This is a genomic window from Candidatus Tenderia electrophaga (assembly GCA_001447805.1).
GTDB lineage: Bacteria > Pseudomonadota > Gammaproteobacteria > Tenderiales > Tenderiaceae > Tenderia > Tenderia electrophaga.
In genome coordinates this window covers 2772159-2797538 of the sequence record CP013099.1, presented here as the reverse complement: position 1 = coordinate 2797538, position 25380 = coordinate 2772159, and the positions used below count along the sequence as shown (strand labels likewise).

The following is a 25380-nucleotide window of genomic DNA, read 5'->3' as shown; positions in this document are numbered from 1 at the left end:
CCGGAAGTGGCCAAGCCACCACGCCCATGGCGAGGCGAGTGGCGTCGCCAAACGGGGTTAGCGCTTGAGCTTGCCGCTGCTGCCCGACTCGAAGACGCTGTAAAACTCCGGCGGCAGCTGGTCCTTGATCTGGCGAATCTCGCCGGGGGACACGGCCTCCTGCAATACCTCCAGCACCACGCGCGAATGATAAACGGCGTCTTGCACGTCACTGTGTTCCCGGGCACTGATGCGACTGAAGAACGCATCTATATCGAATGTCTGGCCGCTGTCACCCTCGATCAGGTAATGGCCCACCTCCTGCGGCAGTTGTGCCGCCAAGTCCTTCCGTTCGCCTTCCGTCAGCCGCTCGCCCAGGGTGGTGAGGGTGGCGTGGGTCGCGCTTACTGCGGCCTGGGTGGTGCCCAACTGGGCGCGATCCTGAATCTGTCCGATGAAGTGGTGAAAGTCCATTAAAGTCACCCCCTGTTCGTGGTCTTGATTCAACATGCGATGTTGTGACTGAGCGTATAAGGCGTGCCGCAACGGAGCATTGAAAATTCGCAATTCCCGCGGTGTTCAAGTCGCCTCTTTTTCCCAGCCCAGGCGCAGGCCCTTCATCACCTGAACCCACACTAACGGCAGTAGGGAAAACCCCAGGCTCAACAGCCAGCCGCGCCAGTCGGGCGCCACCACGGTCAATACCTGGGCCAATAGGGGCAGATAAGCGGCGCCCAGCAACAATGCGACACCGATGAACAAGGCCAGCCACACATAGGGGTTGCGACTGATCTCGTTGAGCAGCAGGGGAGAGGCGGGATTGCGCATATTGAAGACGTGCCAGAGGCGGGCGAAGCCGAAGGTAAGAAAACCGATGGTCACCGCCTCGGCCTCTGTTAGTTCCAGTACTTGCAGGGCGATGGCAAAGGCGCTCAACACCGCCGCGGCGATCAAGGCACCGTAGGCGACGATGGCGAGCCAGTGACGCCGCAGCAACAGTGGTTCGCCACTGGCGCGAGGTGGCTGGTCCATGACGCCGGGTTCGCTGCGGCTCAATCCCAGGGCCAGTGCCGGCATGACATCGGAAATGAAATTGATATACAGGATCTGCAAGGGCAGCATGGGCAGGGGCGCGGCCACCAGGGCGGCGGCGGAAATGGCCATGATCTCGCCCAGGTTGCCCGATAACAGATAGACGATGAAGCGGCGGATGTTGGCGAAAATGTTACGCCCCTGTTCGACGGCGACGACGATGGTGTCGAAGGCGTCGTCCTTGAGCACAATGTCGGCGGTCTCGCGCGCCACCTCGGTGCCGCGCTGGCCCATGGCGATGCCGATGTCGGCCTTCTTCAGGCCCGGGGCGTCGTTCACGCCGTCGCCCGTCATCCCGACCACATAGCCGGCCTGTTGATAGAGGCGGATCAACCCCAGCTTTTGTTCCGGACTGATGCGGGCATAGACCGAGGTGTCGAGCAATTCACTGCGCCGCGATTCCGCCATCTTATCCGGCGCCTCCAGGGCCGGCAGCTCGGCGGCCTGCACCACCCGGTCGGGACCATCCAGCCCGATCTCCCGCGCAATGGCGCCGGCGGTGGCGGCATGATCCCCGGTGCCCATGACTACGCGGATACCGGCATGTTGACAGGCGGCGATGGCCTGTTTGATCCCGGTCCGTGGCGGGTCGTAGAGCCCCGCCAGGCCGATCAGGGTCAGATTTTCATAGGGTTCGGCCTGCTCCTCGGCGACGCGTTTCCGGGCCAGGGCCAGTAGGCGCAGTCCCTGGCTGGCCAGTTCCTCGCTGTGCTGTTGCCATTGGCGCCGTTGTTCGTCGTCCAAGTCGCGTTCACCGTCATCGCAGAGCAGGTGGGTGCAGGCTGGCAGCACCGCCTCCGGGGCCCCTTTCACCGCCACGCATACATCCTCATCGCAGCGGTGATAGGTCGCCATCATCTTCACCTGCGGATCGAAGCTCACCTCGCGCAGCTCGGGGTAATCTTCCAGCAATGCTCGGCGTTGCAGGCCGGCACCGGCGGCCGCCTCCAACAGGGCCACCTCGGTGGGATCGCCCACCGCCTCATCTTCATCCAGGGCGGCGTTGTTACACAGCGCGGCCACCTCCAGGGCGGCCTGTAGGGCAGGGCATTGACTCGCTTCGACCCGGTTGTCGTCCCGGCACCACGTGTCGTCTTCGCGCTGCAGGATACCGGTGTCCAGTGCCAATTGCTGCAGCCGCATGCGGTTTTCGGTGAGGGTGCCGGTCTTGTCGGTGAAGATCAGACTGGTCGCGCCCAGGGTCTCCACCGCGGAGAGCTGCTTGACCACGGCATTACGTCGCGCCATGCGTTGCATGCCGCGTGCCAGGGCCAGGGTGGAGACCACCGGCAGCCCCTCGGGTACCGCGGCGATGGCCAAGGCGATGGCGGTCTCCACCATGATGAGCCAGTCCTTGCCCGCCAGCAGTCCGACCCCCGCGACCACTACGGCGATGGCCAAAGTGATCCAGGCCAGGCGCCGCCCCAGGGCATCGAGCCGTTTTTCCAGCGGGGTGGCGGCCTGCTCGGCCTGTTCCACCAGCTCGGAGATATGGCCCAGCTCGGTGTCCATGGCGGTGGCCACCACCACCCCGCTGCCCGAGCCCTGGGTCACTGCGGTGCCCTTGTACGCCATGTTGCTGCGCTCACCCAGGGGGATGTCGTCCCCGGAGAGGGGCTCCACCTGTTTGTTGACCGCCACCGATTCCCCGGTCAGGGCGGCTTCATCGCATTGTAGTTTGTTACTCTCCAGCAGGCGCAGGTCGGCGGCTACCATGTCGCCGGCCTCCAGCAGCACGATGTCGCCCGGCACCAGAGCACCGGCCGTCAGCTGTTGCACCTTGCCCTCGCGACATACCCGCGCCTGGATCTTGCCCATGCGTTGCAAGGCCTCCATGGCGCGGGTGGCGCGCCACTCCATAAAGAAGCCGATGACGGTGTTGACCAATACCGCGGCAGCGATGGCGAGGGCCTCCAACACACGGGCGAAGGCGGCCGCTGCCAGCGCGGCGCTGATCAACAATATGACTACCACGCTCTCCAGCTGCTTCAGCAGGATGCGCCAGGCGGGACGCGTGCCGGCGCGCCGCAGCCGGTTGGGCCCGTATTCCCGCTGTCGCTGTTCTATCTGCTGGGACGACAGCCCCTGCGCGGCGGAGACGTCTTGTTGCTGCAGGACCTGCTCGGCCGTTTGTCGATAGGGTTCGCTCATGGATTCGCCGCGCGAGGGGTCGGCAATTATTCGGGTACGGTATTCCGGGGTTCGCCGCGAATATAGGCGGCGATATTGTCGCGGGTCGTATCAAGGATGCGCTGCACCGCCTCGGTGGTGTTGAAGGCATTGTGGGGCGTGATGATGACGTTGTTCATATGCAGCAAAATGTGGTCGGCCAGCAGATCACTCAGGTCATGGCGTTGGGAGAATACCGCGCGCAGCAGCTCGGCCTCTTCACGGATCACTGGTTCCTCGGCCAGCACATCCAGCCCGGCCGCCTTGATCTTGCCCTCGGCCAGGGCGTGGAGCAGGGCATTGACATCCACTACCGTACCGCGCGAGGTGTTGATCAGCACCGCGCCGTCTTTCATGGCGGCAAAGGCCGCCTGATCGATGAGATGATGAGTGGCCTGGTTGCCCGGCACGTGCAGGGTGATCACGTCGGCGCGGCCGAGTAGTTGCTCCATGGCGAGATATTCAAAGTTCCACTCCGCGGCGAACTGCTCGTCTGGATGCAGGTCATAGGCCACCACCTCCATACCGAATCCCTGGGCGATCTTGATGACATGGCGGCCGATATTGCCGCTGCCGATGACCCCCAGGGTCTTACCCATGAGATCGAAGCCGCGCAGACCATCATTGGTAAAATCGCCCTTGCGGGTACGGTCCACCGATTCGCCTAGCCGATGGCTGATGGCCAGCAGCAGGGCGAATACGTGTTCGGCCACGGTGTTCTCGCCGTAGGTCGGTACGTTGCACACCATGATGTCATGCTCACGACAATAGTCCAGGTCGATATGATCGAAACCGGTGGAGCGGGTGGTGATCATCTTCAGCTGGGGGAGTTTCTGCAACACCTGGGCATCCAGCTTGGAATAGAGAAAGGTCGAGATCACTTCGGTCTCGGCATAGTCCGAGGCGTTGTCCATGCGCAGGGGGTGTTCCTCAAAGACAAGCCGGTGCTGTTCCTGCAATGGGGCAAAGGCCTGGCATTCCCATTGTTCGATCTCAAACAGAGTGATGTGCATTGGATCTTCCTTGTGATTCATATGTATCACCATCGGCCCGGCGTCGCAGTCACCGCCTGAGCAGCACAGGGAACATTCAAACAACTGGCTCGGAAGGTGGCATTGACAATGGTCAATTTTCACCCGGCTGCCCGGTTTGCGGAGCAGGAGAAACGGCGCTTTAGACCCGCCTGGTTTTTTCCTCCCCTCGCCGGGGCGGGCTGGGGCCACTCAATCCCGCATCTTGTCCAGCGCTTTGCGCACCCCCTCGATGCTGACGGCGTGACGGCGAATGTCGGCCCACGGGTCGCCCTTTTGACCCAAACGTCGCAGAATGTTCTTGATATGCCAGCCCTGAGGATCGAGCCCGCTGTCGTCCAATTCGTCCAGGTCCAGCGGCGTGGCCACCGGGGCGCCGGGCTTGGCGCGCACCGCATAGGGCAGCACTGCGGTCTGACCATAGGCGTTGCGCATCACATCCAGATAGATGCGGCCTTGGCGTTTGTCCTTGCGCTGCTCCACCGTCAAGTCGTCACTGTGTTGCTGCGCCAGGTGCTGGGCCATGGCCTGGGCCAGGTCGCGCACCGCGTCGAACTGCTGCCCGCGCCGTAACGGCGCCACGACATGCAGGCCGCGCGAGCCGGTGGTCATGGCATAGGGCGTCAGGTTTAGCTGCTGCATCAGCGCCGCCACCTGCCGGGCGGCGCGGCGCACGGTGCCAAAATCCTTGTGCGCCGGATCGAGATCGAAGATGAGGCGATCCGGACGGGTCAGGCGGGGCGCCCGGGACAGCCAGCCGTGCAGGGTAATCACCCCCTGGTTGGCGAGATAGACCAGGGTCGCCTGATTGTTGCACAGCACGTGGTCCACGGCCTTTTCATCCTCGTGGCTGTCCTCGACCCGCGCTGTCTTGCGGCTTTGGATCCAATCGGGAAAATAATCGCTGCGTTGCTGCTGGTAAAAGCCGTCTTGGTCGATGCCGTCGGGAAAGCGGTGCAGGGTCAGGGGACGGTCCTTGGCATGGGGCACCAACCACTCGGCCACCGCGCTGTAGTAGTCGATAAGATCCCCTTTGCTAATCCCGGCGTCGGGAAAAAATACCTTGTCGGTATTGGAGAGTTCCACCGTGTAGCGACCGAAGCGTGCCACCTCAGCTTACTCCGGCGTCTCGCGCACCACCTGGGTGGCGGCCTTGTCGTGACGCAATCCCACAAAGCGCGGATGGCGCAGGCGCTGATCCGCGGTCCATTCGGTGAAGCCGATCTCGGCCACCAGCGTGGGTTTGACCCAGTGTACGTCCTTGCCGGCCTGGTTGGGGGTCTCGGCATAGGGGCAGTCATCCTGTTGCATAGATTTAAGCGTCTCGCCCAACTGTTTCAGGGTTTTGTCATCGAAGCCGGTGCCCACCTTGCCGGCATAGCGCAGTTGCTTGTGGTGATAGTAGCCCAGCAACAGGGCGCCGAAGCCGATGCGACTGCCTTGGGGGTCGGTATAGCCGGCGATCACCAGCTCCTGGCGCTTGACGCACTTGAACTTCAGCCAGTGCTTGGAGCGGCTGTGGACATAGGGGCTGTCGGCGCGCTTGGCGATCAAGCCCTCCCAGCCCTTGTCGCAGGCCTCCTGATAGTAGGCTTCGCCGCATTCGTTGCGGTGGGCGGTAAACCGTAACGGGTCCTTGAAGTCGAAACAACGCCGCAACAGCTGCTTGCGCCTGCGCAGGGGCAAGCCCGTCAGATCGGCGTTGTCCAGATAGAGCAGGTCAAAGAGATAGAGATAGACCTTGATGCCGCTGGCGCGCGCCGCGTCGGGGTCGTCGATGCCGATGCGTCCCTGCAAGCGGGAGAAACTAGTGCGCCTACCCTCGAAGGCGACGATCTCGCCGTCGACGATGTAGTGCTCGGGTCCTTCCTGGGACAGCGCGCGGACCAGTTCGGGATAGGTGTCGTTGAGGTCCTGCCGGTTGCGCGACAGGATATGCAAGCGGCTTTTGCGTCGGAACACCAGGCAGCGTTCGCCGTCCAGCTTGCGTTCGAAGATCCAATCGTCAGCGGAGAAACGCGCATCGGTGAGGGTGGCCAACATGGGCTCGGTCCATTTGGGCATGGTCTTTCGTGTTAGGGCCTGGCGTTGCGCCGCGCTCAATTGGTCGCGCCAGTCAGTCATCCTCGTCTGCCTCGGCGGCGATCTGCTTCAAGCTGCGCCCGCTCTTGACCGAGTCGGGTTCAGTGCTGACGGGGTTGCGCCGGGCGTCGGCCGCCGCGTCATCCATCTTGATCACCAGCCAGCGCGGTTTTTTGCCCCCTTGGGTGCGCTTCAGGGCATAGCCCCCCTGGAGCTTCTGACCCTCCAGCCAGACCTCAATCAGGCCGTCGCTCAAGGCGTCTTCCATGCGCTGGCTATCGGGACCCTTACGCGCCTTGAGATTCCTGTAGTGGCCGGTATCCCAGACCATCACCGTGCCAGCGCCATATTCCCCGGCGGGGATGACGCCCTCGAAGTCGATGTAGCCGCGCGGATGGTCCTCGGTTTGGATGGCCAAACGTTTTTCGCCGGGGTCGGTGGACAGGCCCTTGGGCACCGCCCAAGAGACCAGTACACCGCCGAATTCCAGACGAAAATCGTAATGCAGGCTGGAGGCCTCGTGTTTTTGAATGACAAAGCGCCGCCCGCCGCTCTGTCCATCGCCGCCTTGGGGCTCTTGGGTCTTGCTGAAGTCGCGTTTGCTGCGATAGCCCTTAAGTTTATCGTTCATAGTCTTGGCGAGACGACGCGTCCGTTGAGTTGTATTGAGCCTAGCAAGAGTGGAACAACGACACATTAAGATATGTCAATGTCGGCATTACCGGTCGGGCGGCCTAAACGCCGGTAGCCGCGCGTCATTGATATTTGTCAATGAAACCACGGCCGGGCGGCGCTACGTTTGGACTCCATGATGCATAGCTATAGACACATCTTGTGTGCCACCGACTTTTCCGCCGCCAGCGACCTGGCCTGTGCCCGGGCGGCGGCATTGAATGAGTGTTTCGGTGCGCAACTGACCCTGCTCCATGTCGTGGAAAACTTTCCCGAACGCCGTTCCAATCAGGTCATCGCACCGGAAGACGCGGATCCGCAGCAGTACCGTGAAGACGAGGCCCGCCGGCGCTTGCGTGAACAGGTCGATCGGGTCGGCTTCAAGCCGACTCATCAACAGGTGAAATTCACCACCGAGTCGGCGTGGCACGCGATTGCCGACTATGCCCAGGCGCATCAGATCGATCTTGTGGTGCTGGCCGAACACGAACAGCGCGGCTTGAAGGCGCTGCTGCCCACGGCCATCGAACACCTGCCCCAGACGCAGGTTTGCGATGTGTTGATTGTGCCGATGCGTCGGGGCGTTGGCTGAGGAGCGGTGAGCAATCACCGGTAACTACAAATAAATAAGGAGGATGCAATGAAGCTAACACAGAGTATGTTTATGGGAAGTGCCCTGGCGATCGCGGCACTGGGCTCCAATGGAGCATTGGCGCAAGAAATGCCGGAGATAGCCACCAAGTCGGGGTGTACCGCCTGTCATGCTGTCGACAAAAAGGTGGTCGGACCTGCGTGGGCCTGGGTCGCGCATCGCTATCAGGACCAGGACCAGGCCGAGGCCAAAAAGACGCTCTTGGCGCAGATGGAAAAGGGGGGTAAGGGTAAGTGGACTGAATACACCGGCGGTGTGCCTATGCCGCCCTATGGACCGCGCACCACGGCGGAGCAACGGGATCAGTTGGCGGAGTTCATTCTCGGTCTGGATCCGGTGAAGCCCCCTAACGACTAGATCTCGTCGCATCCCGCCGAGCTGCATCGGCGGTTGTCGTCTCAGGGATCGGCCGCGCGCGTGTTGGTTAAGCGCCCGACCCCGATGTGCCGAGCGATGCCGATTGTCCCCGCAGTACGCCCGCACCGGCGCAGCGTCGCCCCGGTGCGGGCCGTCATCTCTGCCTGCCTCCCGGAATAGTGCCGTTACGTCGCGAATCGTCCCGTTCAAAAGGCTTATTTCAGCGGAGTGGAAGTCAGATTCACAATACCACTTTATGCGCTGATAATATCGGGTGCGCAGATTTAATATGATGTTGCGCCAAGGAGTATGCGCGACTTATCACGGTGATAAAGTGGCAGCGATAGAGGCGACAAATAGAGTCCGCACGGCGCTGATTTGAATCCGGTAGAATAAGCTAGGGGAGGCCGTTATATTGCCGCAGGCAGTTGCATACGCGCCATGCACGGGGGACAGTGAAACGATGGAAAAAGCAGCAGATGGCCGATGAACGGGAGGATGATTCCGAAAACTCCGTGCCGGAAGGCGACAGCCGGTCAGATACGCACGCAGCGCTGCAAGATCCGGATGCGCCGCATCATGAGTCCGGCGATCAAGCCGACGGTGATATAACAGAAAGCCCCTTTCCCGTCGTCGGTGTGGTGGCTTCCGCGGGGGGGGTGGAGGCCTTTAAATCGTTCTTCAAGGCCATGCCGGGTGACAGCGGTATGGCCTTTGTGCTGGTGCCCCATCTCGATCCCAGCCACGAAAGCATGATGGCGACGCTGGTGGGCCGAACAACCGATATGCCGGTGTCCGAGGCGCAAGACGGACAACGCTTGGCGCCCAACCATGTCTATGTCATCCCCCCCGATCATTTTCTCAGCCTTGATCAAGGTGTGATCCGTTTGCGCCGGCCAGCCCAGAAAAGCGCCAGTGATCTGCCCATCGACCCCTTTTTGCGCTCACTGGCGGACGATCAACATGAATGGGCCATCGGCATTATTCTGTCAGGCACCGGCAGCTACGGCAGCGCGGGCTTGAAGGCGATCAAGGGTGCCGGTGGTATGGTCATGGTGCAGGAGCCGTCCAGCGCCGAGTACGAGTCCATGCCCACGAGCGCCATTGACACGGGTCTGGCGGATTATGTGTTGGCGCCCGAACAGATGCCCAAGGCGCTGCTTGACTATGTGCGCCATTTTCCTATTGAGACCGAGGAGGCGGTCCAATCCCCTGATGTAGAGCAAGACCTGAGCCAGGTGTTGGCATTGATTCAGGCGCGCACCCGTTTCGATTTCCGCGCCTATCGCAAACGCATGGTGCTGCGCCGCGTGCTGCGGCGTATGGGGATTAACCATCTAGACACGCTGAGCGACTATGCGGCGCTGTTGCGCGACCAACCGGATGAGCTGCAGCGCTTGTGTAAAGACCTGCTTATCAGCGTCACCGCCTTTTTTCGTAATCCTGAGATGTATGAGGTGCTGCAAACCCTGGTGTTGCCGGACTTGATCGAGGGGCGCGCTGCGGATGCGCCGATACGTGTCTGGGTGCCGGGCTGCGCCACCGGCGAAGAGGCGTATTCCATCGCCATCCTGCTGCTCGAGGCGCTCAACGCCGCGGGCAAGACCTGCCCGGTGCAGGTGTTCGCCACCGACGTGGATGAGAACGCCCTCGAAGTCGGCCGTCGCGGCGTCTATCCGGAGAGTGTGGTCAACGATCTGGGGGGCGGGCGGGTTGAGCATTTTTTTACCAAGGTCGACGGTCACAAGCGGCAGGTCAAGAAGTTCTTACGAGAGGCGGTGCTGTTCGCGCCACAGAACCTGCTTACCGATGCGCCGTTTTCCCGACTCGATCTGGTGAGTTGCCGCAATCTTCTCATCTATCTGGAATCCCAGGTCCAGCAGATGTTGTTGCAGCTGTTTCATTTCGCGCTCAAAGAGGGCGGCTTCCTGATGTTGGGTTCGTCCGAGAGCATCGGCCGACAGGTGGATCTGTTTCAGCCGGTGTCGCGCAAGTGGCGTATTTTTCGTCGTCTCAGCGCGGCGCGGCGGGTGCATGCCAATTTTCCCATCCAGCCGGGAGAGCGCCGCGCCGAGCAGGACCGCGCGTCGCCGCCGGTGCAGCGGCAGGCCAATGCGCTGCAAGAACTCACCCGCAAGATCTTGGTGGAGAAGTACGCCCCGGCGGCGGTGGTGATCGACACGCGCTTCCACGTGCTGCACTACTCGGGGCCGACTCATCTATATCTGCAGCAGCCCGACGGGCCGCCGTGCAGTGATTTGCTCAGCCTGGCCTATGCGGGCTTGCGGCCCCGTATTCGTGCCGTGGTGCAGGGCGCGCTGGGCGACAAGCAGCATATCGAAATTCAGGATTTACACATCAAGCGCGACGGCCGCAACGTGCCGGTCCGGATGCGCGTTCAAGCGTTGCCGGACCGGCGCCTGGGCGACAAGCTGTTCCTGATTACATTCCAGGACGAACCGCAAACGCTGCCCGGCCCGGCGCCGGCGGCCGCCGCTCATCCGGATGCCAGCGACCAGTCCTTGGTGCAGCAACTGGAGTTTGAACTCAAGTCCACCCGCGAGGAATTGCAGAGCACCATCGAGGAGCTGGAAAGCAGCAATGAAGAACTCAAGGTCTCCAACGAAGAGGTCATGTCGATCAACGAGGAACTGCAGTCCACCAATGAAGAGCTGGAGAGTTCCAAGGAGGAATTGCAGTCCCTCAACGAAGAGTTGAGCACGGTCAACAATCAGCTGCAGGACAAGGTCGAGGAGCTGGAAAGTTCCAATAACGACATGGACAACCTCATCGCCAGCGTCGATACCGCGATATTGTTCTTGGCGCCGGACCATACCATTCAGCGTTTCACACCCAGTGCTACGCGCTTATTCAATCTTATTGACAGTGATCTCGGACGTCCCCTGAGTGATATCAGTTACCGCTGCCAAGACGCCGATCTGGAGCAGGACATCCGCCAGGTGTTGAATCATGTCGCTCCCATCAGCAAAGAGGTGCAGGGGCAGGATGATCATTGGTATCTGCGTCAAATCACCTCCTACCGGCGCCATGACGGGCGTGTCGACGGGGTGGTGCTGACATTTACCGACATCACCCAGCTCAAGCAAACCGAGCTGGAGCTGCGCGAGATGGCCCGGACCCTGGAGCAGCGCGTGGTCACGCGCACCGCCGAGCTGGAGGATGAAATCCAGGAACGGCGTGTGGCGCAAGAATCTCTGGCGAAACGCGAATGGGAGTTTCGCGCAATCTTCGCTGATGCGCCTGTGGGGATGTGCCAGGTCGAGCCGCAGAGCGGCCGCCTGCTTGTGGTGAATGCGCGCTTTCGTCAAATGACGGGCTATAGGGACGCCGACTTGCAACAGCGCAGTTTCGTCGATTTGCTCCACCCCGATGACCGGCCTGTCTACTTCGAGCAGCTGTCCGGCGCGGCGCAGGACGCGCGCGCGGTATATCAGTGCGAACAGCGTTTCCTGCACCACGACGGCAATGTCGTCTGGGGTGAGGTAAAGACGATTATGGTGCGTGACGCCGAAGGCGTGCCCCTGTACGCAATTATCGCGGTGGCCGATATCAGCCAGCGCAAGGCCTTGGAGTTGAACTTGGCGGAGCGCCGTGAACAACTGGAGGCAGAACGCAATTTCAAGGATGTTGTGTTGGATACCGTGGGCAGTTTGATCATCGTGATCGATCAAGATGAAAAGCTGGTTCAATTCAACCCGGCTTGCGAGAGCCTGACCGGGCACCGCTTCGACGCCCTAAAGGGAACCGATGCGTGGTGGAAACTGATTCCCGCGGACGAAGCCGATTCCGTCAGGTCCGTGGTAGATCGCCTGGCCGCCGGTGAACGGCTGGTGGTCAACGAGAACCACTGGTTCACAAAAGGGGGCGACATGCGCCTCATCAGCTGGCGCTCGACGGCCATTCGTAATACGGCCGGTGAGATCCAGTGTATCGTCGGCTCCGGCACGGATGTGACCGAACAGCGCAAGGCGGAATCCGAGGCGCGCCAGCATCTGGAGGAGGCGTCCCGGCTGCAACGCCTGCAGACCGCCAACGAGCTGGCCACCACCTTGGCCCACGAACTTAACCAGCCGCTCGCCACCATTATCATGCATGCCGACAGTAGTGAGCGGTTGTTGCATCATCCGCCCCTGGATCCGGAGCAGATCGGTAAAAAAGTGCGCGATATCAGCGAACAGGCCATGCATGCCGGCGAGATCATTCGGCGCTTGCGCAAATTCGTCGGTCGCAATGGCAGCGAACGGGTCCCGATGGATTTGAACGGGGTGATCCGACGCGCCTGCGGCTTGATGAAATCGAAGGCATTGGCCTGTGGTATTAACATTCGCCTGAAACTGGACGACACGTTGCCGCCGGTCTTGGCGGACGAGGTGCACATCGAACAGGTCGTACTTAACCTGCTGCGTAACGCCATCGAAGCCATTTACGGCGCGCAAATGACAGGAGGGGTTATTACCGTGTATTCACGTGCAGTGAACGAGGCGGCCCAGGTCAGCGTCGTCGACACCGGGCCCGGCCTCGATGAGAACACGGCCGCGGGGCTGTTCGAGAAACTTGCCAGTGACAAGCCCTATGGCCTGGGGGTTGGGCTGCGCATCAGCCTCAGTCTGATCCAATCCAGCGGCGGCCGGCTGTGGGTTGAACCACAACAACCGGGCGGTATATTTCATTTCCGCCTGCCCTTTGCGCCATGACGGGAACGGTTTATATCGTTGAAGATGATGCGGCCCTGCGCGATGCCTTATGCCAATTGTTGGAGGAGGCCGGGTTTAGGGTGCAGACCTATGCCGACGGCCCCGCCTTTTTGGCGCAATTTGACGCGGATTGCCACGGTTGTGTCATCCTGGACATGGCCATGCCCGGTCTGAGCGGCGCCGAAGTGCAGGCGGCGATGACCGAGACCGGGCACCGCATCCCCGTTATATTCCTCACCGGTCACGGCACCATCCCGATGGCGGTCCAGGCCTTACAGGCGGGTGCGGTGGATTTTCTGGAAAAGCCGGTCCGGGGCAAGGTGTTGCTGGAGCGGGTGCGCGGGGCCCTGGCACTGGCGGAGGACCGGCGTGAATCAACACAACAGCAATGGCACGCCCAACAATCCTATGAGCGCCTGACGCCGAGAGAACGACAGGTCATGTCGCATGTCACGGAGGGGCTGTCCAGCAAGGAGATCGCGCGCGCGCTGGATCTCAGCCCCCGTACCGTGGAGGTGCACCGTGCCAACATCATGCGCAAACTGGGTGCCAGCAACCTTGCCGAGCTGATCAAGCTCTCGGATTTGTGTCCAACCAAGACACGCTGAATTCTCTAGCCTTTTAGTCAAACAAGGTGTTCAGCGATTTACGTAATCCTACTTAGGATTCGTCCCAGTATCCATCCCCTCCATAGTCTAATAGCCTTGTTGAGGCTGGGGAGTTGCAGTGTCCCCGGCGGCTGGGTCTCGGCACAGGATGCCTGGGCCGGCGTGATCACTGAGGCGCATAAACTAGGAGGCACGGAAGCAAATGGTAGGGTCAGGGAAGAGGCTATGGCAGTCGGCAGAGATCAAGGCGCAATCGCCAGTGCACGGCGAATGCATGGAGCACCGGCTGGATCCCAGGCAATCCGCTTGGGCCTTCGTCAACGTGTATTGCCGTGCCGATGCGGGCGTGACCGGGCTGATGTACAACATCAGCGGCGAGGGTATGTTCGTTCTGAGCAAGGCCCGCGTACGTCGCTGTGAATGCGTCGATATTCTGGTGCGGGTGGGGACGGATGCGGAGGACTGGTTGTGTCTGCCGGCCATGGTGGTGCACCGCGCCAGCAGCGGATTCGGGGTCATGTTCAGGCCCCTGGACGAGCCGGCGCGTAAAGTGGTCGAACAGCTTCTTCGCCCGCCTTTGGAGGCGCTTGAAGCGCCTGGCGAGGCGGGGCTGTCCAATGAAACGGGTCAGCGTCGCTTGGCCATAGGTGGGGAGAATGGCCGTGATTAACGCCGTAGAGAGTGGCGTCAGTGACGCAACATCTTTGATTGCGGACTGTCGCGCAAAACAGTTTTGCGCCAAAGACGTTCTGTATCGGGAGGGTGGCACGGCCGCAGGCGTCTATCGGATTCGTGCGGGTATGGTGAAGTTGCTCAGCTATCTCCCCAATGGCCGGGCGCGCATCATACGCCTGCATTCGCCCGATCATTGGATCGGGCTGGAAAGCATCCTTGGCCAGCCCTACGAGCACACCGCCGTGGCCGTGGAGGATGTGGATGCCCAGTTCGTCTCCCTGGAAAAGCTACGCCTGCTCAGGTGTCAGGAGCCGGCCCAGTTCGCGGAAATATTGACCCAGGTCTATGCCCACCTGGTCGAGGCGGACCGTTGGATCGCCGAGTTCTCCACCGGTGGCATCAAGCCACGGGTGGCACGGCTGATCGAGTTCCTGTCCAGATTCGAACGCAGCGCGGCAGCCGGTGTGGTGGAATTATTGACGGTGCATGAAATGGCGGACATCCTGGGCGTGACGGCGGAAAGCGTGAGTCGCACCCTGGCCCTGTTCAAGCGCAGTCAAATCCTGACCAAGCAGGGCAGCGGACATACCTATACGTTCGACAGCCGCAAATTGCGCTATGTCGCTCAGGAGTGATCACCGGCGACCGCTTCACAACTGGAATTCACGCAACTCGCCCGGGCGCAGCCGGTGAATCTGCGTACCGATTCCCAGCTTGATCGTCTGCCCGGTGGTCGGATCGGCACTGATGCGCAGGGCGGTGGGGCTGATCCACAGTTCCAAGATCTGTTGGCGATAGCGAATGTTGAGCGTCAAGCGCTTGAGTCCTTCGGGCAGGCGTGGATTTAGCCAAAGCACATCCCCGCGGGTCTCGATGCCGGTGAAGCAACGTTGGACCAGGTCGACGGTGCCGGCCATGGCGCCGCAGTGGATGCCCTCCGGGGTTGTGCCGCCCTGGACGTCGGCCACGTCGCTCTCCAAGGCCTGCATAAACAGGGGCCAGGCCCCCGGGCGGTCGGCCCGCGCCAGCACCCAGGCATGGACCACCCGGCTGAGGGTGGAGCCGTGGCAGGTGCGCTGCACGTAATAGTCGATATTGCGCGGGATGGTCTCATATTCGAAGGGGTAGCCCAGGCGTGAGAACAACGCCCCCAGTTCTTCGGCGGAGAACAGGTAAAACAGCATCAAGACGTCCGCCTGTTTAGAGACCTGATAGCGGTTTGGCGTATCGTCTTCGGCCTCCAGGATGCGGTCCAGCCGCTGTATGTCGCCGTATTTCCTGCGATAGCCCTCCCAGTCGAACGCCGCCAATTGGTCATAGCCGTCGAACTGGCTGATGATGCCGTCATCATGAAACGGGATATACATGCGCCGGCTCACCTGCTCCCAGTGCGCCAATTCCTCGCTGGCGAGGTTCAGCGCCTGACACAGTTCAGCGAAGCGTTGGCTGGGTAAGATGTCGCGCATCTCCAAGGCGCGCAGTAGCACCCACGCGGCCATCACGTTGGTATAGGCGTTGTTGTTCACGCCGGGCTGTTCGCTGCCCGGGTAGGCATCATGATATTCGTCCGGCCCCATGACAGCGTGAATCTCATAGCGCTCCAGGGAGTCATTATAGGAGGCCAGGCTGGCCCAGAAGCGGGCGATCTCCAGGATCATTTCGGCACCGTAGCAGGACAGAAACTCAACATCGCAGGTCACTTGATAATACTGCCAGACGTTATAGGCGATGGCGGCGTTGATATGACGCTGCAGATGGGAGTTGTCCGGGATCCAGTTGCCCGACTTCGGGTTCAGGTGCAGATGTTGACTCTCTTCTCGACCATTGCTGCCGCTTTGCCAGGGGTACATGGCGCCTTGATACCCGGCCCTTCGGGCCGCCGCGCGCGCTTCCCCCAGGCGACGATGGCGATAGCGCAGCAGGGCACGGGTGATCTCGGGCATGCGCAGGTTGAACAGGGGAAAGACGAACAGCTCGTCCCAGAAGATATGACCGCGATAGGCCTCGCCGTGCAGACCGCGTGCGGGCACGCCCACGTCCAAATCCATGACATGGGGGGAGGTGGTCTGCAGCAAGTGCAAGATATGCAGGCGCAGCACCTGTTTGGTGCGGGACTCCACGCGCGGATCGTCATGGAGTATATCGACATCAAAGCGCTGCCATAGCTGCTTCCACAGGGTGATATGCCTTGCCGCCAGTTCATCATAGTCCTGGTCGACGGACACCGCCTTGCGCGCCTCCAGCCCCGTCTCGCTAATGGCGTGATCACGCGAGGTATAGAGGGCGATGAGCTTGTCGATCCTGAGCGCTCGTTCGGGATCGAGTTCGAGGTGATAGCGATGGGCGATGTAGCCGTCCCGGCGTTCGATGTCCGGTGCGGGCGTGATGCGTGTGTCACCGCGCCACAAGCGCGTGCGCACGGCTTGAGCAATCCGTATATGCGACTGCGTGGTTGCCACCGTCAGGGCGAAGCTGTCGGGGTCGAGTGTCTCGCTGTTCACGCTACGCAGGTGCTGCTTGTTCAAGTCCTTGTAACGCGCCACGCCGGCGTTTAACACCCGGCCGTCCAGGGCGCTACGGATCTCGATGGTATCGGCCCAGTTTTCAGCGTGAATCACGGTGCTGAGAATCGCGAGGTGAGGCGAGTCCAAGGAGACCAGGCGTTGTTGTTCGATGCGGGTGAGACGACCCTGCGGATCGCAATAGCGCAGGCTGCGCTTGAGTATGCCGTGTTTGATCATCAACTGCTGGCGGTACTCTAGGATGTCGACGTCGGCGAGTCGAACCCAATCGCCGTCGTCGATGCGCCACTGCAACACCAAGCCGTTGGGGACATTGACCAGGCTTTCGTTTTCGATGGTCTCGCCGACGATCTCGGTGCGCAGGCGGTTATAGCATCCGGCGATATAGGTGCCCGGATAGTGCACCTCGTCGGCCCGGGATTCAGGCGCGGCCCCGCGCCAGGCAAAATAGCCGTTGCCCAGGGTGCACAAGGCCTCGCGCAAGGCCTCCTGCCCCGGCTCGAAGCCGTCATAATCCAGGGTCCAGTCGCTCATTTCGATTGCGATTCCAGGCGCTGGCCAAAGCGCTGCAGGAAGGTTTGTACGGCATCCACGTCGGCCAAACGGTAGCGGGCGCGGGTGGGCTGGTCGGCGGGTGCGACCAGGATGCCGACGCCTTCTCCTTTGATCTCACGAAAGGCATCTTCATCGGTGACGTCATCGCCCAGGTAAATGGGCCGGAAGCGCGCCGGGTCCAGATCCATCATCTGCATCAACCAGTGCAGGGCCTTGCCCTTGTCCCAATCGATGTCGGGGCGCAGCTCCAGGATCATTTTGCCGGTACTGAGCCGCAGGCCTTCGACGGCGCTGTGAATCTGTTTGACAGTCTGCTTTATCTCGTTAACCGCGTCATCATTATCCACCTGGCGGTAATGGACGGCGATGGCGAAACGCTTGCGCTCCACCAGACAGCCCTGGATGTCGCCTATCTGATCGTTCAGCTGGCGCTGCGCCTGATCCAGTTTGGGCAGGTAGGCGCCGCCTTCCTGATATTCGTCGTGCTGACCGCCGGGACCGGTAAGTTCGAAGCCATGGCTGCCCGCATACCAGATACCCTCGATGCCCATGCGTCGGCGCACGTCGGCCAGATCACGGCCGCTGATTACCGCCAGCTCGCATAGGCCGGCAAGGTGTTGGAGGGTGGTGCGCATGGTCGTGCTCAGCGCGGCCTGGTCCGGCTGCGAGACGATGGGCGTCAGCGTGCCATCGAAGTCGAGGAACAGGGCCACGTCGCCGTCTGCGTCCGGAACAATACGGTCCAGGCTGTCCAGGGCCGAGGGCAGGGCGGGATGCGGTTTGTCGCTGTGATCGGCGCACAGCACCACCTCGCCCAGGTCCTCAACCACCGTGTCGGCACCGTGCTCGCGCAGGTCCTTGGCCTGACCCGCCCGGTCGACGCCGATGACATGGGCGTACCCGGCGGCATGGGCGGCCGCCACCCCGGCGGTGGCGTCCTCGATGCCGAGGCAGCGGTGCGGCGCTATGGCCAGTCGCCGGGCGGCCTCCCGAAACATGTCGGGCGCGGGTTTGCCGGCCAGCGCGTCACGCTGAAGGTCTCTGCCGTCGACGCGGGCATCAAACAGGTCGGCGACATCCGCCGCCTCAAGTACGGCCGCGCAGTTGCGACTGGACGAGACCACCGCGATGCCCAGACCGGCCTGACGCAGACGGCGAATGAATTGCAGAGTGGAGCTGTAGACCTCGACACCTTGATGACGCAGCAGGTCCAGGAACAGCCGGTTCTTGCGCTGGCCCAGGCCGTAGATCGTCTCCTGGTCCGGACCGTCCTCGGGTCGGCCGTCGGGCAGCTCAATCGCGCGGCTTTCAAGGAAACTGCGCACCCCTTCATAACGGGGTTTGCCGTCCACATAGCGGCGATAGTCACCGTGCCTGTCAAAGGGACGGAACTGCCCGGGTCCGCTGCGTTGCTTCAGATAATCGTCGAACATTGCCTTCCATGCCGCGGCGTGCAGATCGGCAGTGCGGGTGATGATACCGTCGAGGTCAAACACGGCAGCGTCGAAGCGATTCAGCTCCAGGCAGGGTTGAGAATGGTTGCGATCCATGCGGGTGGGTTCCGCCTTGTTCTGATTGATTTAGGGCTGTGTACGAGGCTCGCCCGCGCCGCGTCAATATTCATTGAAATACGTCAATGCGCAATAGCTTCATGGCAGGTCGCGGGCATCGACTATGCTAGCCTAAGCGACTTTATCCGCAATGGAGAAATGTGTATGCGGTATGTGTGGGACATTCTGTTGAAAGGGCTGGCGGCCGTTCTTCCCATCGGTCTAACGCTCTACCTCCTGTATTGGCTGGGAATCTCCATCGAACGCGTGCTACGGCCGGTGATCACCACCCTGGTGCCTGCAGAGTACTACCTGCCCGGCGCGGGGCTGGTGGCGGGCTTGGTCTTGCTGTTTTTCATCGGGCTGGTGGTCAATGCCTGGGTGGTGCAGCGCTTGTTTCGAGTGGGGGAATATATCCTGGAGAAGATTCCCCTGGTCAAGTCCATCTACGGGGGGCTGCGTGATTTCATGGACTATTTTTCCGCCACCAAGGAGCGCGGTGAACTCAAACAGGTGGTCATGGTAACCGTGGCGGATATGCATCTGATCGGATTTTTGACCCGTGAGCGCCTGACGGACATGCCGGGTCTGCCGGACAAGGAGCACATGGTCGCCGTGTATCTGCCCATGAGCTATCAGATCGGCGGCTATACGGTCTATCTGCCGCACGACCGGGTGGTGCCTTTAGACATGTCGGTGGAAGACGCCATGCGCCAGGTGCTGACGGCCGGGTTGTCCAAGCGCGGCGGCGCTCCGGGCTCGCAGCGCATGGCCTGAAATCCATAGTGTCGCCGTCGCCGACCTCATTCGCCAGTAGCGCTGGCAGGCGTTGATCCAGGGCCTCGATGACGGCTACCTTGGCGTCAAAATCGGCGTCTTCGCCGCGCTTGTCTGTGCCCTTGATATGCAGGAAATAAAGGTCGTGCTGCTGCTTGGAGTAGTGTTGTGGCAGGGTGTCAAAGGCCGCGTCGAGGTCGTCGGGCACTTCCGCCACCTCCATGCCCAACAGGCGACTCAGGCCGCGGTACATGGGATAGCCCGCGATGCACAGCCCCTGCAAGCCAAAGCGTTGCGCCAGCGCGCCAGCTGATCGAGGTGGGGAGTAGTAGGTATCTTCTCGGCGCTCCATGCGGCCAAGGGCAGGCAAGACACGGCTAGCATTGGCACCCATAGCCAGTTGATTCGCGGCACTATACCGTTCAATAAATCCATGAGCCGACTCCCTGATAAAGTAGCTTAGATAGACGCAACTTAGCCCGGCGATAGGCTGGATGCATTGACATACGTCAAATCGATTCAGAGGCTTAATCTAGGTCGTGAGGGGGTATTGCTAAATCTCAATGCGTGTCATCGGGCGTTTTGCCAAGCTTTGCCATTGAGTCTGGTACGCCCATTAAAATTTAAGGAGTCTTTACGCCATGGCGAAACAGCGTGTTTGGCCCGGCTTGCCCTTTCCCTTGGGGGCGGCATGGGACGGCAGTGGGATAAATTTTGCCTTGTTCTCGGCCCATGCCGAGCGCGTCGAGCTGTGTCTGTTTGACAGCAAGGGCGAAAAGGAAGTCGAACGCATCGAATTGCCCGAGTGCACCAACGAGGTCTGGCACGGCTATCTCCCCGATGTGCGGGTCGGACAGCTCTATGGCTATCGCGTCTACGGGCCCTATGAGCCGGATCAGGGGCACCGTTTCAATCACAACAAGTTGCTGCTCGATCCCTATGCCAAGTGTCTGCACGGGGCGTTGCAATGGCATGATGCCTTGTTCGGCTACCGCGTGGGCGACGAGGATGAAGATTTGTCCTTCGACGAACGGGACAGCGCGCCCTATATGCCCAAGTGTCGGGTCATCGACCCCGCCTTCACCTGGGGTCGGGATCGCAACCTGCTGCGCCCTTGGCATGAGATCATCGCCTATGAGATGCATGTGCGCGGTTATACCATGCGACATCCCAATATCGCCGACGCCGAGCGTGGCACCTTCGGCGGTCTGGCCAATCATGAGATCGTCCGCTATCTCCAGGATTTAGGCATCACCGCGGTGGAGTTATTGCCCGTGCACGCCTTTGCCGACGAGCGGGCGCTGGTGGATAAGGGGTTGAGCAATTACTGGGGCTATAATCCCCTTGGCTTTTTTGCACCCCATCCGCAATACCTGGGCGAAGGGGGTGTCAATGAATTCAAGACCTTCGTCCAGCTGTTGCACGATGCCGATATCGAGGTCATCCTCGACGTGGTCTACAATCATACTGCCGAGGGCAATCACTTGGGCCCCACCTTGTCACTGCGCGGCATCGACAATCTCTCCTATTACAATCTGCTGGGGGACCAGCCCCGCTATTACCATGACTACACGGGCACCGGGAATGCGCTGGAACTGCGCCACGCCAATGCCCTGCGCATGGTGACCGACTCATTACGCTATTGGGTGGAGGAGATGCGCGTCGACGGCTTCCGTTTCGATCTCGCCACCACCCTGGCGCGGGTGGACGGGGAGTTTAACGAGCACTCCAGCTTTCTCGATGCCGTCGCCCAGGACCCCTTGTTGTCCACCACCAGACTGATTGCCGAACCCTGGGATGTGGGTCATAACGGGTATCGTCTCGGCCAATTCCCGCCCGGCTGGTCGGAGTGGAATGACCGTTACCGCGACACCGTACGCCGCTTTTGGCGCGGCGACGAGGGGCAGTTGCCGGAACTGGCGTCGCGCATTACCGGCTCCAGCGATATCTACGATCGGCGCGGCCGCCGCCCTTGGGCTAGCGTCAACTTCGTCACCGCCCATGACGGCTTTTCCCTGCATGATCTAGTGAGCTACAACGAGAAGCACAACGAGGCCAATCAGGAAGATAATCGCGACGGCAGCGATCAGAATTTTAGTTGGAATTGCGGCGTCGAGGGGGATACGGACGACCCGGAGATCATCCGCCAGCGTGAGCGTCAGAAGCGCAATCTGCTGGCAACCTTATTATTTTCCCAGGGCTTGCCCATGTTGCGTGGTGGCGATGAATTCGGCCATAGCCAGCAGGGCAACAACAATGCCTATTGCCAGGACAACGAGATCAATTGGCTCGATTGGTCGAATATAGACGCGCACGGCCAGGCCCTATTGAGGTTGACGCAGCTGCTCACCCGCTTGCGTCAAACGCATATCGTGTTTCACCGTCACCGCTTTTTTCATGGCGCGGTAACGCCTGGTACCGAGAACAAGGATATCAGCTGGCTTAAGGCCGACGGCGAGGAGATGCAGGGGCAAGACTGGCACGTTCACGAAGCGCAGCCGATCGCCATGTTACTGAGCGGTGAGGCGGGGATATATCACTTGACCAAGGAGGGTGAACAAGAACCGGATGATACCTTTATGGTAATTCTCAACCCTACGGGCGAGACGCAGGAATACAACTTGCCGTCCTTGGATAGCCTGGCCCAGCCCGCCCTGGTGATAGACACGGCGCGCGAAGACCAGGCGGCGGAAGTCGAGGAGGCGATAGCAGGCTCCTACCCGGTTCAGCCTCGCAGCCTGGTGCTGATCCGCTATGCAGCGACACAACAATAGCGCTAACACGGATGGAGGAGTTAGCGTCCGCCGGCGACGTTTATGCGCGTCATGGCTCGCACTGTATGTTGTTGCGCGGCGCTGGCGTTTCCTAGTGTCGGAATAAACGCTGTCGCGACAACAGACATCGAAAGAATTCAAGGTTACGGGTCGGTGGGAACCTATAATGAACATGCGCGGATTGATGCGTGCCTCTTCACGGTCACAGGGGAATAGCATGCGCACGGTAAGACAGACGATCGGTCAACTGATTTTAGCCGCCGTCGTGATGGCGGCGCCCGCCTGCTCCGAGCAGGACGCCGATACGCCGCGGCTGCGTTGGTATGTCTTCGACGAGCCCTCCGGGGCGTTTCAGCAGGCGGCGCGGGAGTGTGGCGCCGCCGCTGAAGGGCGTTATGTCATCGAGCTGGTGCCGCTGCCCACCGACGCCAACCAACAGCGCGAACAATTGGTGCGGCGACTGGCAGCAGGCGACGCGGATATCGATATCATCGGCATGGATGTGATCTGGACCGCCGAATTCGCCGAGGCGGGCTGGATACTGCCCTGGCAGGACGAGGCCGCACGGGCCGCGCGTTTGGGCCGCTTTGCCAGCGCCGTCGAAAGTGCGAGCTACGAGCAACAGTTGTGGGCCGCGCCCCTGACCACCAACACCCAGCTGTTGTGGTATCGCAGCGACCGCGTCGCTGCGCCGCCGGCCAGCTGGGATGAAATGATTCAAATGGCCGAGCGCATCGGCGCCAAGGGGACGATACAGGCGCAGGGTGCGCGCTACGAAGGTCTGACGGTATTTTTTGTCTCATTGCTCGCTTCTGCGGGCGGATCGGTACTCGGGCCCGAAGGCGAAACCGTCGCGCTCGAAACCGCGCCGACGCGGCGCGCCCTGGAGATCATGCACCGGCTTGCCAACTCACCGGCCGCCGCTGCGTCGCTGGCTACGGCGCGCGAAGATCAGGCCAGGCTCGGTTTCGAGGCCGGCGATTCCAGTTTCATTATCAACTATACCTTCGTCTGGCCCAGTGCCCGGGCCAATGCCCCCAGCGTGGCCGAGCACATGGCCTGGGCGCGCTGGCCAGCGGTCATCGAAGGCCGGCTGAGCCGAGTCACAATCGGGGGTATCAATCTGGGCATCGGCGCCCACAGTCGTCATCCCGAACTCGCCTTCGCGGCCGCTGCCTGCCTGACCTCGACGGCCAACCAACGCCTGGCCGCCACTCTGGGTGGTTTGCCGCCCACGAGCGTCGCCTTGTATGAAGACGCCGACGTGCGCCGCACCTTCCCTTTCGCCGACCTGCTGCGCCAGACCCTGCGGGATGCGGTGCAGCGTCCCAAAACGCCGTTGTACGCCGATGTGTCGCTGGCGATTAGTCATACCCTGCATCCCATGCGCGACATCGATCCGGAGCGGGATGTGGGGCGCCTGCGCGCGGCGGTCGGGCGCGCGCTGCGCTCGGAGGGCCTGTTGTGAGTCGGCGCGCGGCGGCCGAGCATCGTCTGGCCTGGAAGCTGTGTGCGCCGGCGCTCATCGCCATGCTGGTAGTGACCGCCTACCCCATGCTCTATGCCCTGTGGCTGTCGCTGTTTCGCTATGACCTGCGTTTCCCCGAGCAGCGTCAGTTTGTCGGTATCGACAATTATCTCAGCGTTTTGAATTCCGAGGCCTGGTGGCAGTCTTTATTCAACACCCTGGTGATCACCGTCGGCTCGGTGTTGGCCGAATTGTTGCTCGGTTTCGTGTTCGCCCTGATCATGCACCGGGCCGTCGTCGGACGGCGTCTGGTGCGCACCTCGCTGCTGGTGCCCTACGGCATCATCACCGTGGTGGCGGCCATGAGCTGGCGTTTCGCCTTTGATCCCACCACCGGCTTCGTCAATGCCTTGCTCGGTTTAGAGGGGGCCTGGCTGAGCGAGCGCTGGTCCGCCTTCTTCGTCATTATCCAGACCGAGATCTGGAAGACCACGCCGTTCATGGCGCTGCTGTTGTTGGCCGGGCTCACCCTGGTGCCCGATGATTTACTGCGTGCGGCGCGCGTCGATGGCGCCAATGCCGTACAGCGTTTTTTCAAGATCACGCTGCCGCTGATGCGGCAGGTGATAATGGTGGCATTGCTGTTTCGCACCCTGGATGCCTTTCGTATCTTCGATACGGTGTTTATCCAAACCCGCGGTGCCCAAGGGACCGAGTCGGTCTCCATCGTCGGATATAATGCCCTGATTACACGTTTGAATCTGGGACTGGGTTCGGCGGTGTCGGTGTTGATATTCGTTTGCGTAGTGGTCATTGCCCTGATCTACATCAAGGGGTTCGGCATCGACTTGTCGCGCCGGGAGGGGCAATGAACGCCGCGCGCCTGGAGCGTTTGTTCTGGGGGGCGGGCAGCGTGCTGGTGGTGATCTATGCCCTGATACCGGTGGCGTGGATTATATCCCTGTCGCTCAAGCGCAGCGCCGATCTCAGCGACCAGCGTTTTTTTCCCCAAACGATCAGCCTGGAACACTATCGAGCGGTGTTCGCCGACCCCCAGTTTTCCGCCGCCTTATGGAATTCCATCGGCATCGCCGCTATCTCCACCCTGGCCGCCGTGGTGTTGGCGATGTTCGCGGCCTACGCCATTGTGCGGCTGGAGTTTCCGGGTCGGCGCGTTATCCTCGCCGCCGCCCTGTCCATCGCCATGTTTCCGCCGGTCTCCATCATCGGACCGTTGTTCAATGTCTGGCGCACGCTAGGCTTATACGACACCTGGTTGGGCTTGATCCTGCCCTACATGACCTTCACCCTGCCGCTGGCCATCTGGACCCTGTCGGCGTTTTTCCGCGAAATCCCCTGGGACCTGGACAAAGCGGCACGGGTCGACGGCGCCACGCCCCTGCAGGCCTTCACCTATGTCATCGCGCCCCTGGCGGCGCCCGGTGTGTTCACCGCCGCCATCCTGGTCTTCATGTTCGCCTGGAATGATTTTCTGTTCGCCATTGCGCTCACCTCCACCAACGACGCGCGCACCGTGCCGGCGGCCATCGCCTTCTTCACCGGCAGTTCGCGCTTCGAGCAGCCCACCGGCTCCATCGCCGCCGCCTCGGTGGTGGTGACGCTGCCGATCATCATCGTGGTGTTGATCTTTCAGCGCCGTATCGTGGCCGGACTGACCTCGGGGGCCGTCAAAGGATAAGCC

General features: G+C 61.3%; 20 protein-coding genes. 12 read left to right on the top strand and 8 right to left on the bottom strand.

All coding sequences use genetic code 11. The annotated features are described in order from the left end of the window. Positions 1-57: 57 nt before the first annotated feature. From Tel_12790 to Tel_12765, 6 genes are all read right to left on the bottom strand, one after another. The gene (locus Tel_12790) at positions 58-453 is read right to left on the bottom strand and encodes a hypothetical protein (protein ALP53941.1); all 396 of its coding nucleotides are present in this window, start codon (positions 451-453) and stop codon (positions 58-60) included. A 105-nt stretch (positions 454-558) separates the two neighbouring features. Further along, entirely contained in the window at positions 559-3222 is a 2664-nt protein-coding gene (locus tag Tel_12785) for an ATPase (protein ALP53940.1), read from the bottom strand. A gap of 26 nt (positions 3223-3248) precedes the next feature. Then, complete coding sequence (locus Tel_12780; protein ALP53939.1) at positions 3249-4253, bottom strand: hydroxyacid dehydrogenase; 1005 nt, start codon at positions 4251-4253, stop codon at positions 3249-3251. A gap of 210 nt (positions 4254-4463) precedes the next feature. After that, on the bottom strand, positions 4464-5381 hold the full coding sequence (locus Tel_12775) for an ATP-dependent DNA ligase (GenBank protein ID ALP53938.1): 918 nt from the start codon (positions 5379-5381) through the stop codon (positions 4464-4466). Between the two features lie 6 nt (positions 5382-5387). Beyond that, complete coding sequence (locus Tel_12770; GenBank protein ID ALP53937.1) at positions 5388-6395, bottom strand: ATP-dependent DNA ligase; 1008 nt, start codon at positions 6393-6395, stop codon at positions 5388-5390. Continuing rightward, positions 6388-6984 (bottom strand): DNA ligase, encoded by a 597-nt coding sequence (locus tag Tel_12765; GenBank protein ALP53936.1) that lies wholly within the window; start codon positions 6982-6984, stop codon positions 6388-6390. The genes Tel_12770 and Tel_12765 overlap by 8 nt, the downstream gene beginning before the upstream one ends. Before the next feature lie 177 nt (positions 6985-7161). Here Tel_12765 and Tel_12760 point away from each other — a divergent pair, with 177 nt between their 5' ends. From Tel_12760 to Tel_12735, 6 genes are all read left to right on the top strand, one after another. Then, positions 7162-7617, top strand: coding sequence for a hypothetical protein (locus tag Tel_12760; protein ALP53935.1), 456 nt, complete (start codon positions 7162-7164; stop codon positions 7615-7617). A 48-nt stretch (positions 7618-7665) separates the two neighbouring features. Beyond that, on the top strand, positions 7666-8034 hold the full coding sequence (locus Tel_12755) for a hypothetical protein (GenBank protein ALP53934.1): 369 nt from the start codon (positions 7666-7668) through the stop codon (positions 8032-8034). A gap of 479 nt (positions 8035-8513) precedes the next feature. Continuing rightward, on the top strand, positions 8514-12749 hold the full coding sequence (locus Tel_12750; GenBank protein ALP53933.1) for a hypothetical protein: 4236 nt from the start codon (positions 8514-8516) through the stop codon (positions 12747-12749). Further along, positions 12746-13357, top strand: coding sequence for a hypothetical protein (locus tag Tel_12745; protein ID ALP53932.1), 612 nt, complete (start codon positions 12746-12748; stop codon positions 13355-13357). The genes Tel_12750 and Tel_12745 overlap by 4 nt, the downstream gene beginning before the upstream one ends. Positions 13358-13631: 274 nt before the next feature. Beyond that, positions 13632-14027, top strand: coding sequence for a hypothetical protein (locus Tel_12740; GenBank protein ALP53931.1), 396 nt, complete (start codon positions 13632-13634; stop codon positions 14025-14027). 130 nt (positions 14028-14157) lie between these two features. Continuing rightward, positions 14158-14667 (top strand): hypothetical protein, encoded by a 510-nt coding sequence (locus tag Tel_12735; GenBank protein ID ALP53930.1) that lies wholly within the window; start codon positions 14158-14160, stop codon positions 14665-14667. A 15-nt stretch (positions 14668-14682) separates the two neighbouring features. Here Tel_12735 and Tel_12730 read toward each other — a convergent pair whose 3' ends face one another. Together Tel_12730 and Tel_12725 are read right to left on the bottom strand one after the other, a co-directional pair. After that, on the bottom strand, positions 14683-17088 hold the full coding sequence (locus Tel_12730) for a trehalose 6-phosphate phosphorylase (GenBank protein ID ALP53929.1): 2406 nt from the start codon (positions 17086-17088) through the stop codon (positions 14683-14685). Continuing rightward, positions 17085-18659 carry a hypothetical protein gene (locus tag Tel_12725; protein ID ALP53928.1) on the bottom strand — a complete coding sequence of 525 codons (1575 nt, stop codon included), beginning with the start codon at positions 18657-18659 and terminating at the stop codon, positions 17085-17087. The genes Tel_12730 and Tel_12725 overlap by 4 nt, the downstream gene beginning before the upstream one ends. Positions 18660-18818: 159 nt before the next feature. Between Tel_12725 and Tel_12720 the strand changes: the two genes are divergently transcribed. From Tel_12720 to Tel_12695, 6 genes are all read left to right on the top strand, one after another. Further along, a complete protein-coding gene (locus Tel_12720; protein ID ALP53927.1) occupies positions 18819-19436 on the top strand; it encodes a hypothetical protein in 618 nt (205 codons plus the stop codon). A gap of 52 nt (positions 19437-19488) precedes the next feature. Then, the gene (locus Tel_12715) at positions 19489-19749 is read left to right on the top strand and encodes a hypothetical protein (protein ID ALP53926.1); all 261 of its coding nucleotides are present in this window, start codon (positions 19489-19491) and stop codon (positions 19747-19749) included. Positions 19750-20077: 328 nt separating this feature from the next. Then, a complete protein-coding gene (locus Tel_12710) occupies positions 20078-22210 on the top strand; it encodes a glycogen debranching protein (protein ID ALP53925.1) in 2133 nt (710 codons plus the stop codon). Between the two features lie 172 nt (positions 22211-22382). Next, the gene (locus Tel_12705; protein ID ALP54867.1) at positions 22383-23678 is read left to right on the top strand and encodes an ABC transporter substrate-binding protein; all 1296 of its coding nucleotides are present in this window, start codon (positions 22383-22385) and stop codon (positions 23676-23678) included. Next, positions 23675-24550 carry an ABC transporter permease gene (locus Tel_12700; GenBank protein ID ALP53924.1) on the top strand — a complete coding sequence of 292 codons (876 nt, stop codon included), beginning with the start codon at positions 23675-23677 and terminating at the stop codon, positions 24548-24550. Before Tel_12705 ends, Tel_12700 begins: the two co-directional genes overlap by 4 nt. Further along, positions 24547-25377, top strand: coding sequence for a sugar ABC transporter permease (locus Tel_12695; GenBank protein ID ALP53923.1), 831 nt, complete (start codon positions 24547-24549; stop codon positions 25375-25377). Before Tel_12700 ends, Tel_12695 begins: the two co-directional genes overlap by 4 nt. Positions 25378-25380: the final 3 nt, after the last annotated feature.

Bases quoted from the DNA above. Each gene is read 5' to 3' on its own strand.
- Tel_12790 (ALP53941.1), bottom strand. From the start codon at position 453: ATGGACTTTCACCACTTCATCGGACAGATTCAGGATCGCGCCCAGTTG.
- Tel_12785 (ALP53940.1), bottom strand. From the start codon at position 3,222: ATGAGCGAACCCTATCGACAAACGGCCGAGCAGGTCCTGCAGCAACAA.
- Tel_12780 (ALP53939.1), bottom strand. From the start codon at position 4,253: ATGCACATCACTCTGTTTGAGATCGAACAATGGGAATGCCAGGCCTTT.
- Tel_12770 (ALP53937.1), bottom strand. From the start codon at position 6,395: ATGACTGACTGGCGCGACCAATTGAGCGCGGCGCAACGCCAGGCCCTA.
- Tel_12765 (ALP53936.1), bottom strand. From the start codon at position 6,984: ATGAACGATAAACTTAAGGGCTATCGCAGCAAACGCGACTTCAGCAAG.
- Tel_12760 (ALP53935.1), top strand. From the start codon at position 7,162: ATGATGCATAGCTATAGACACATCTTGTGTGCCACCGACTTTTCCGCC.
- Tel_12755 (ALP53934.1), top strand. From the start codon at position 7,666: ATGAAGCTAACACAGAGTATGTTTATGGGAAGTGCCCTGGCGATCGCG.
- Tel_12750 (ALP53933.1), top strand. From the start codon at position 8,514: ATGGCCGATGAACGGGAGGATGATTCCGAAAACTCCGTGCCGGAAGGC.
- Tel_12745 (ALP53932.1), top strand. From the start codon at position 12,746: ATGACGGGAACGGTTTATATCGTTGAAGATGATGCGGCCCTGCGCGAT.
- Tel_12740 (ALP53931.1), top strand. From the start codon at position 13,632: ATGGAGCACCGGCTGGATCCCAGGCAATCCGCTTGGGCCTTCGTCAAC.
- Tel_12735 (ALP53930.1), top strand. From the start codon at position 14,158: ATGGTGAAGTTGCTCAGCTATCTCCCCAATGGCCGGGCGCGCATCATA.
- Tel_12730 (ALP53929.1), bottom strand. From the start codon at position 17,088: ATGAGCGACTGGACCCTGGATTATGACGGCTTCGAGCCGGGGCAGGAG.
- Tel_12725 (ALP53928.1), bottom strand. From the start codon at position 18,659: ATGGATCGCAACCATTCTCAACCCTGCCTGGAGCTGAATCGCTTCGAC.
- Tel_12720 (ALP53927.1), top strand. From the start codon at position 18,819: ATGTGTATGCGGTATGTGTGGGACATTCTGTTGAAAGGGCTGGCGGCC.
- Tel_12710 (ALP53925.1), top strand. From the start codon at position 20,078: ATGGCGAAACAGCGTGTTTGGCCCGGCTTGCCCTTTCCCTTGGGGGCG.
- Tel_12705 (ALP54867.1), top strand. From the start codon at position 22,383: ATGCGCGGATTGATGCGTGCCTCTTCACGGTCACAGGGGAATAGCATG.
- Tel_12695 (ALP53923.1), top strand. From the start codon at position 24,547: ATGAACGCCGCGCGCCTGGAGCGTTTGTTCTGGGGGGCGGGCAGCGTG.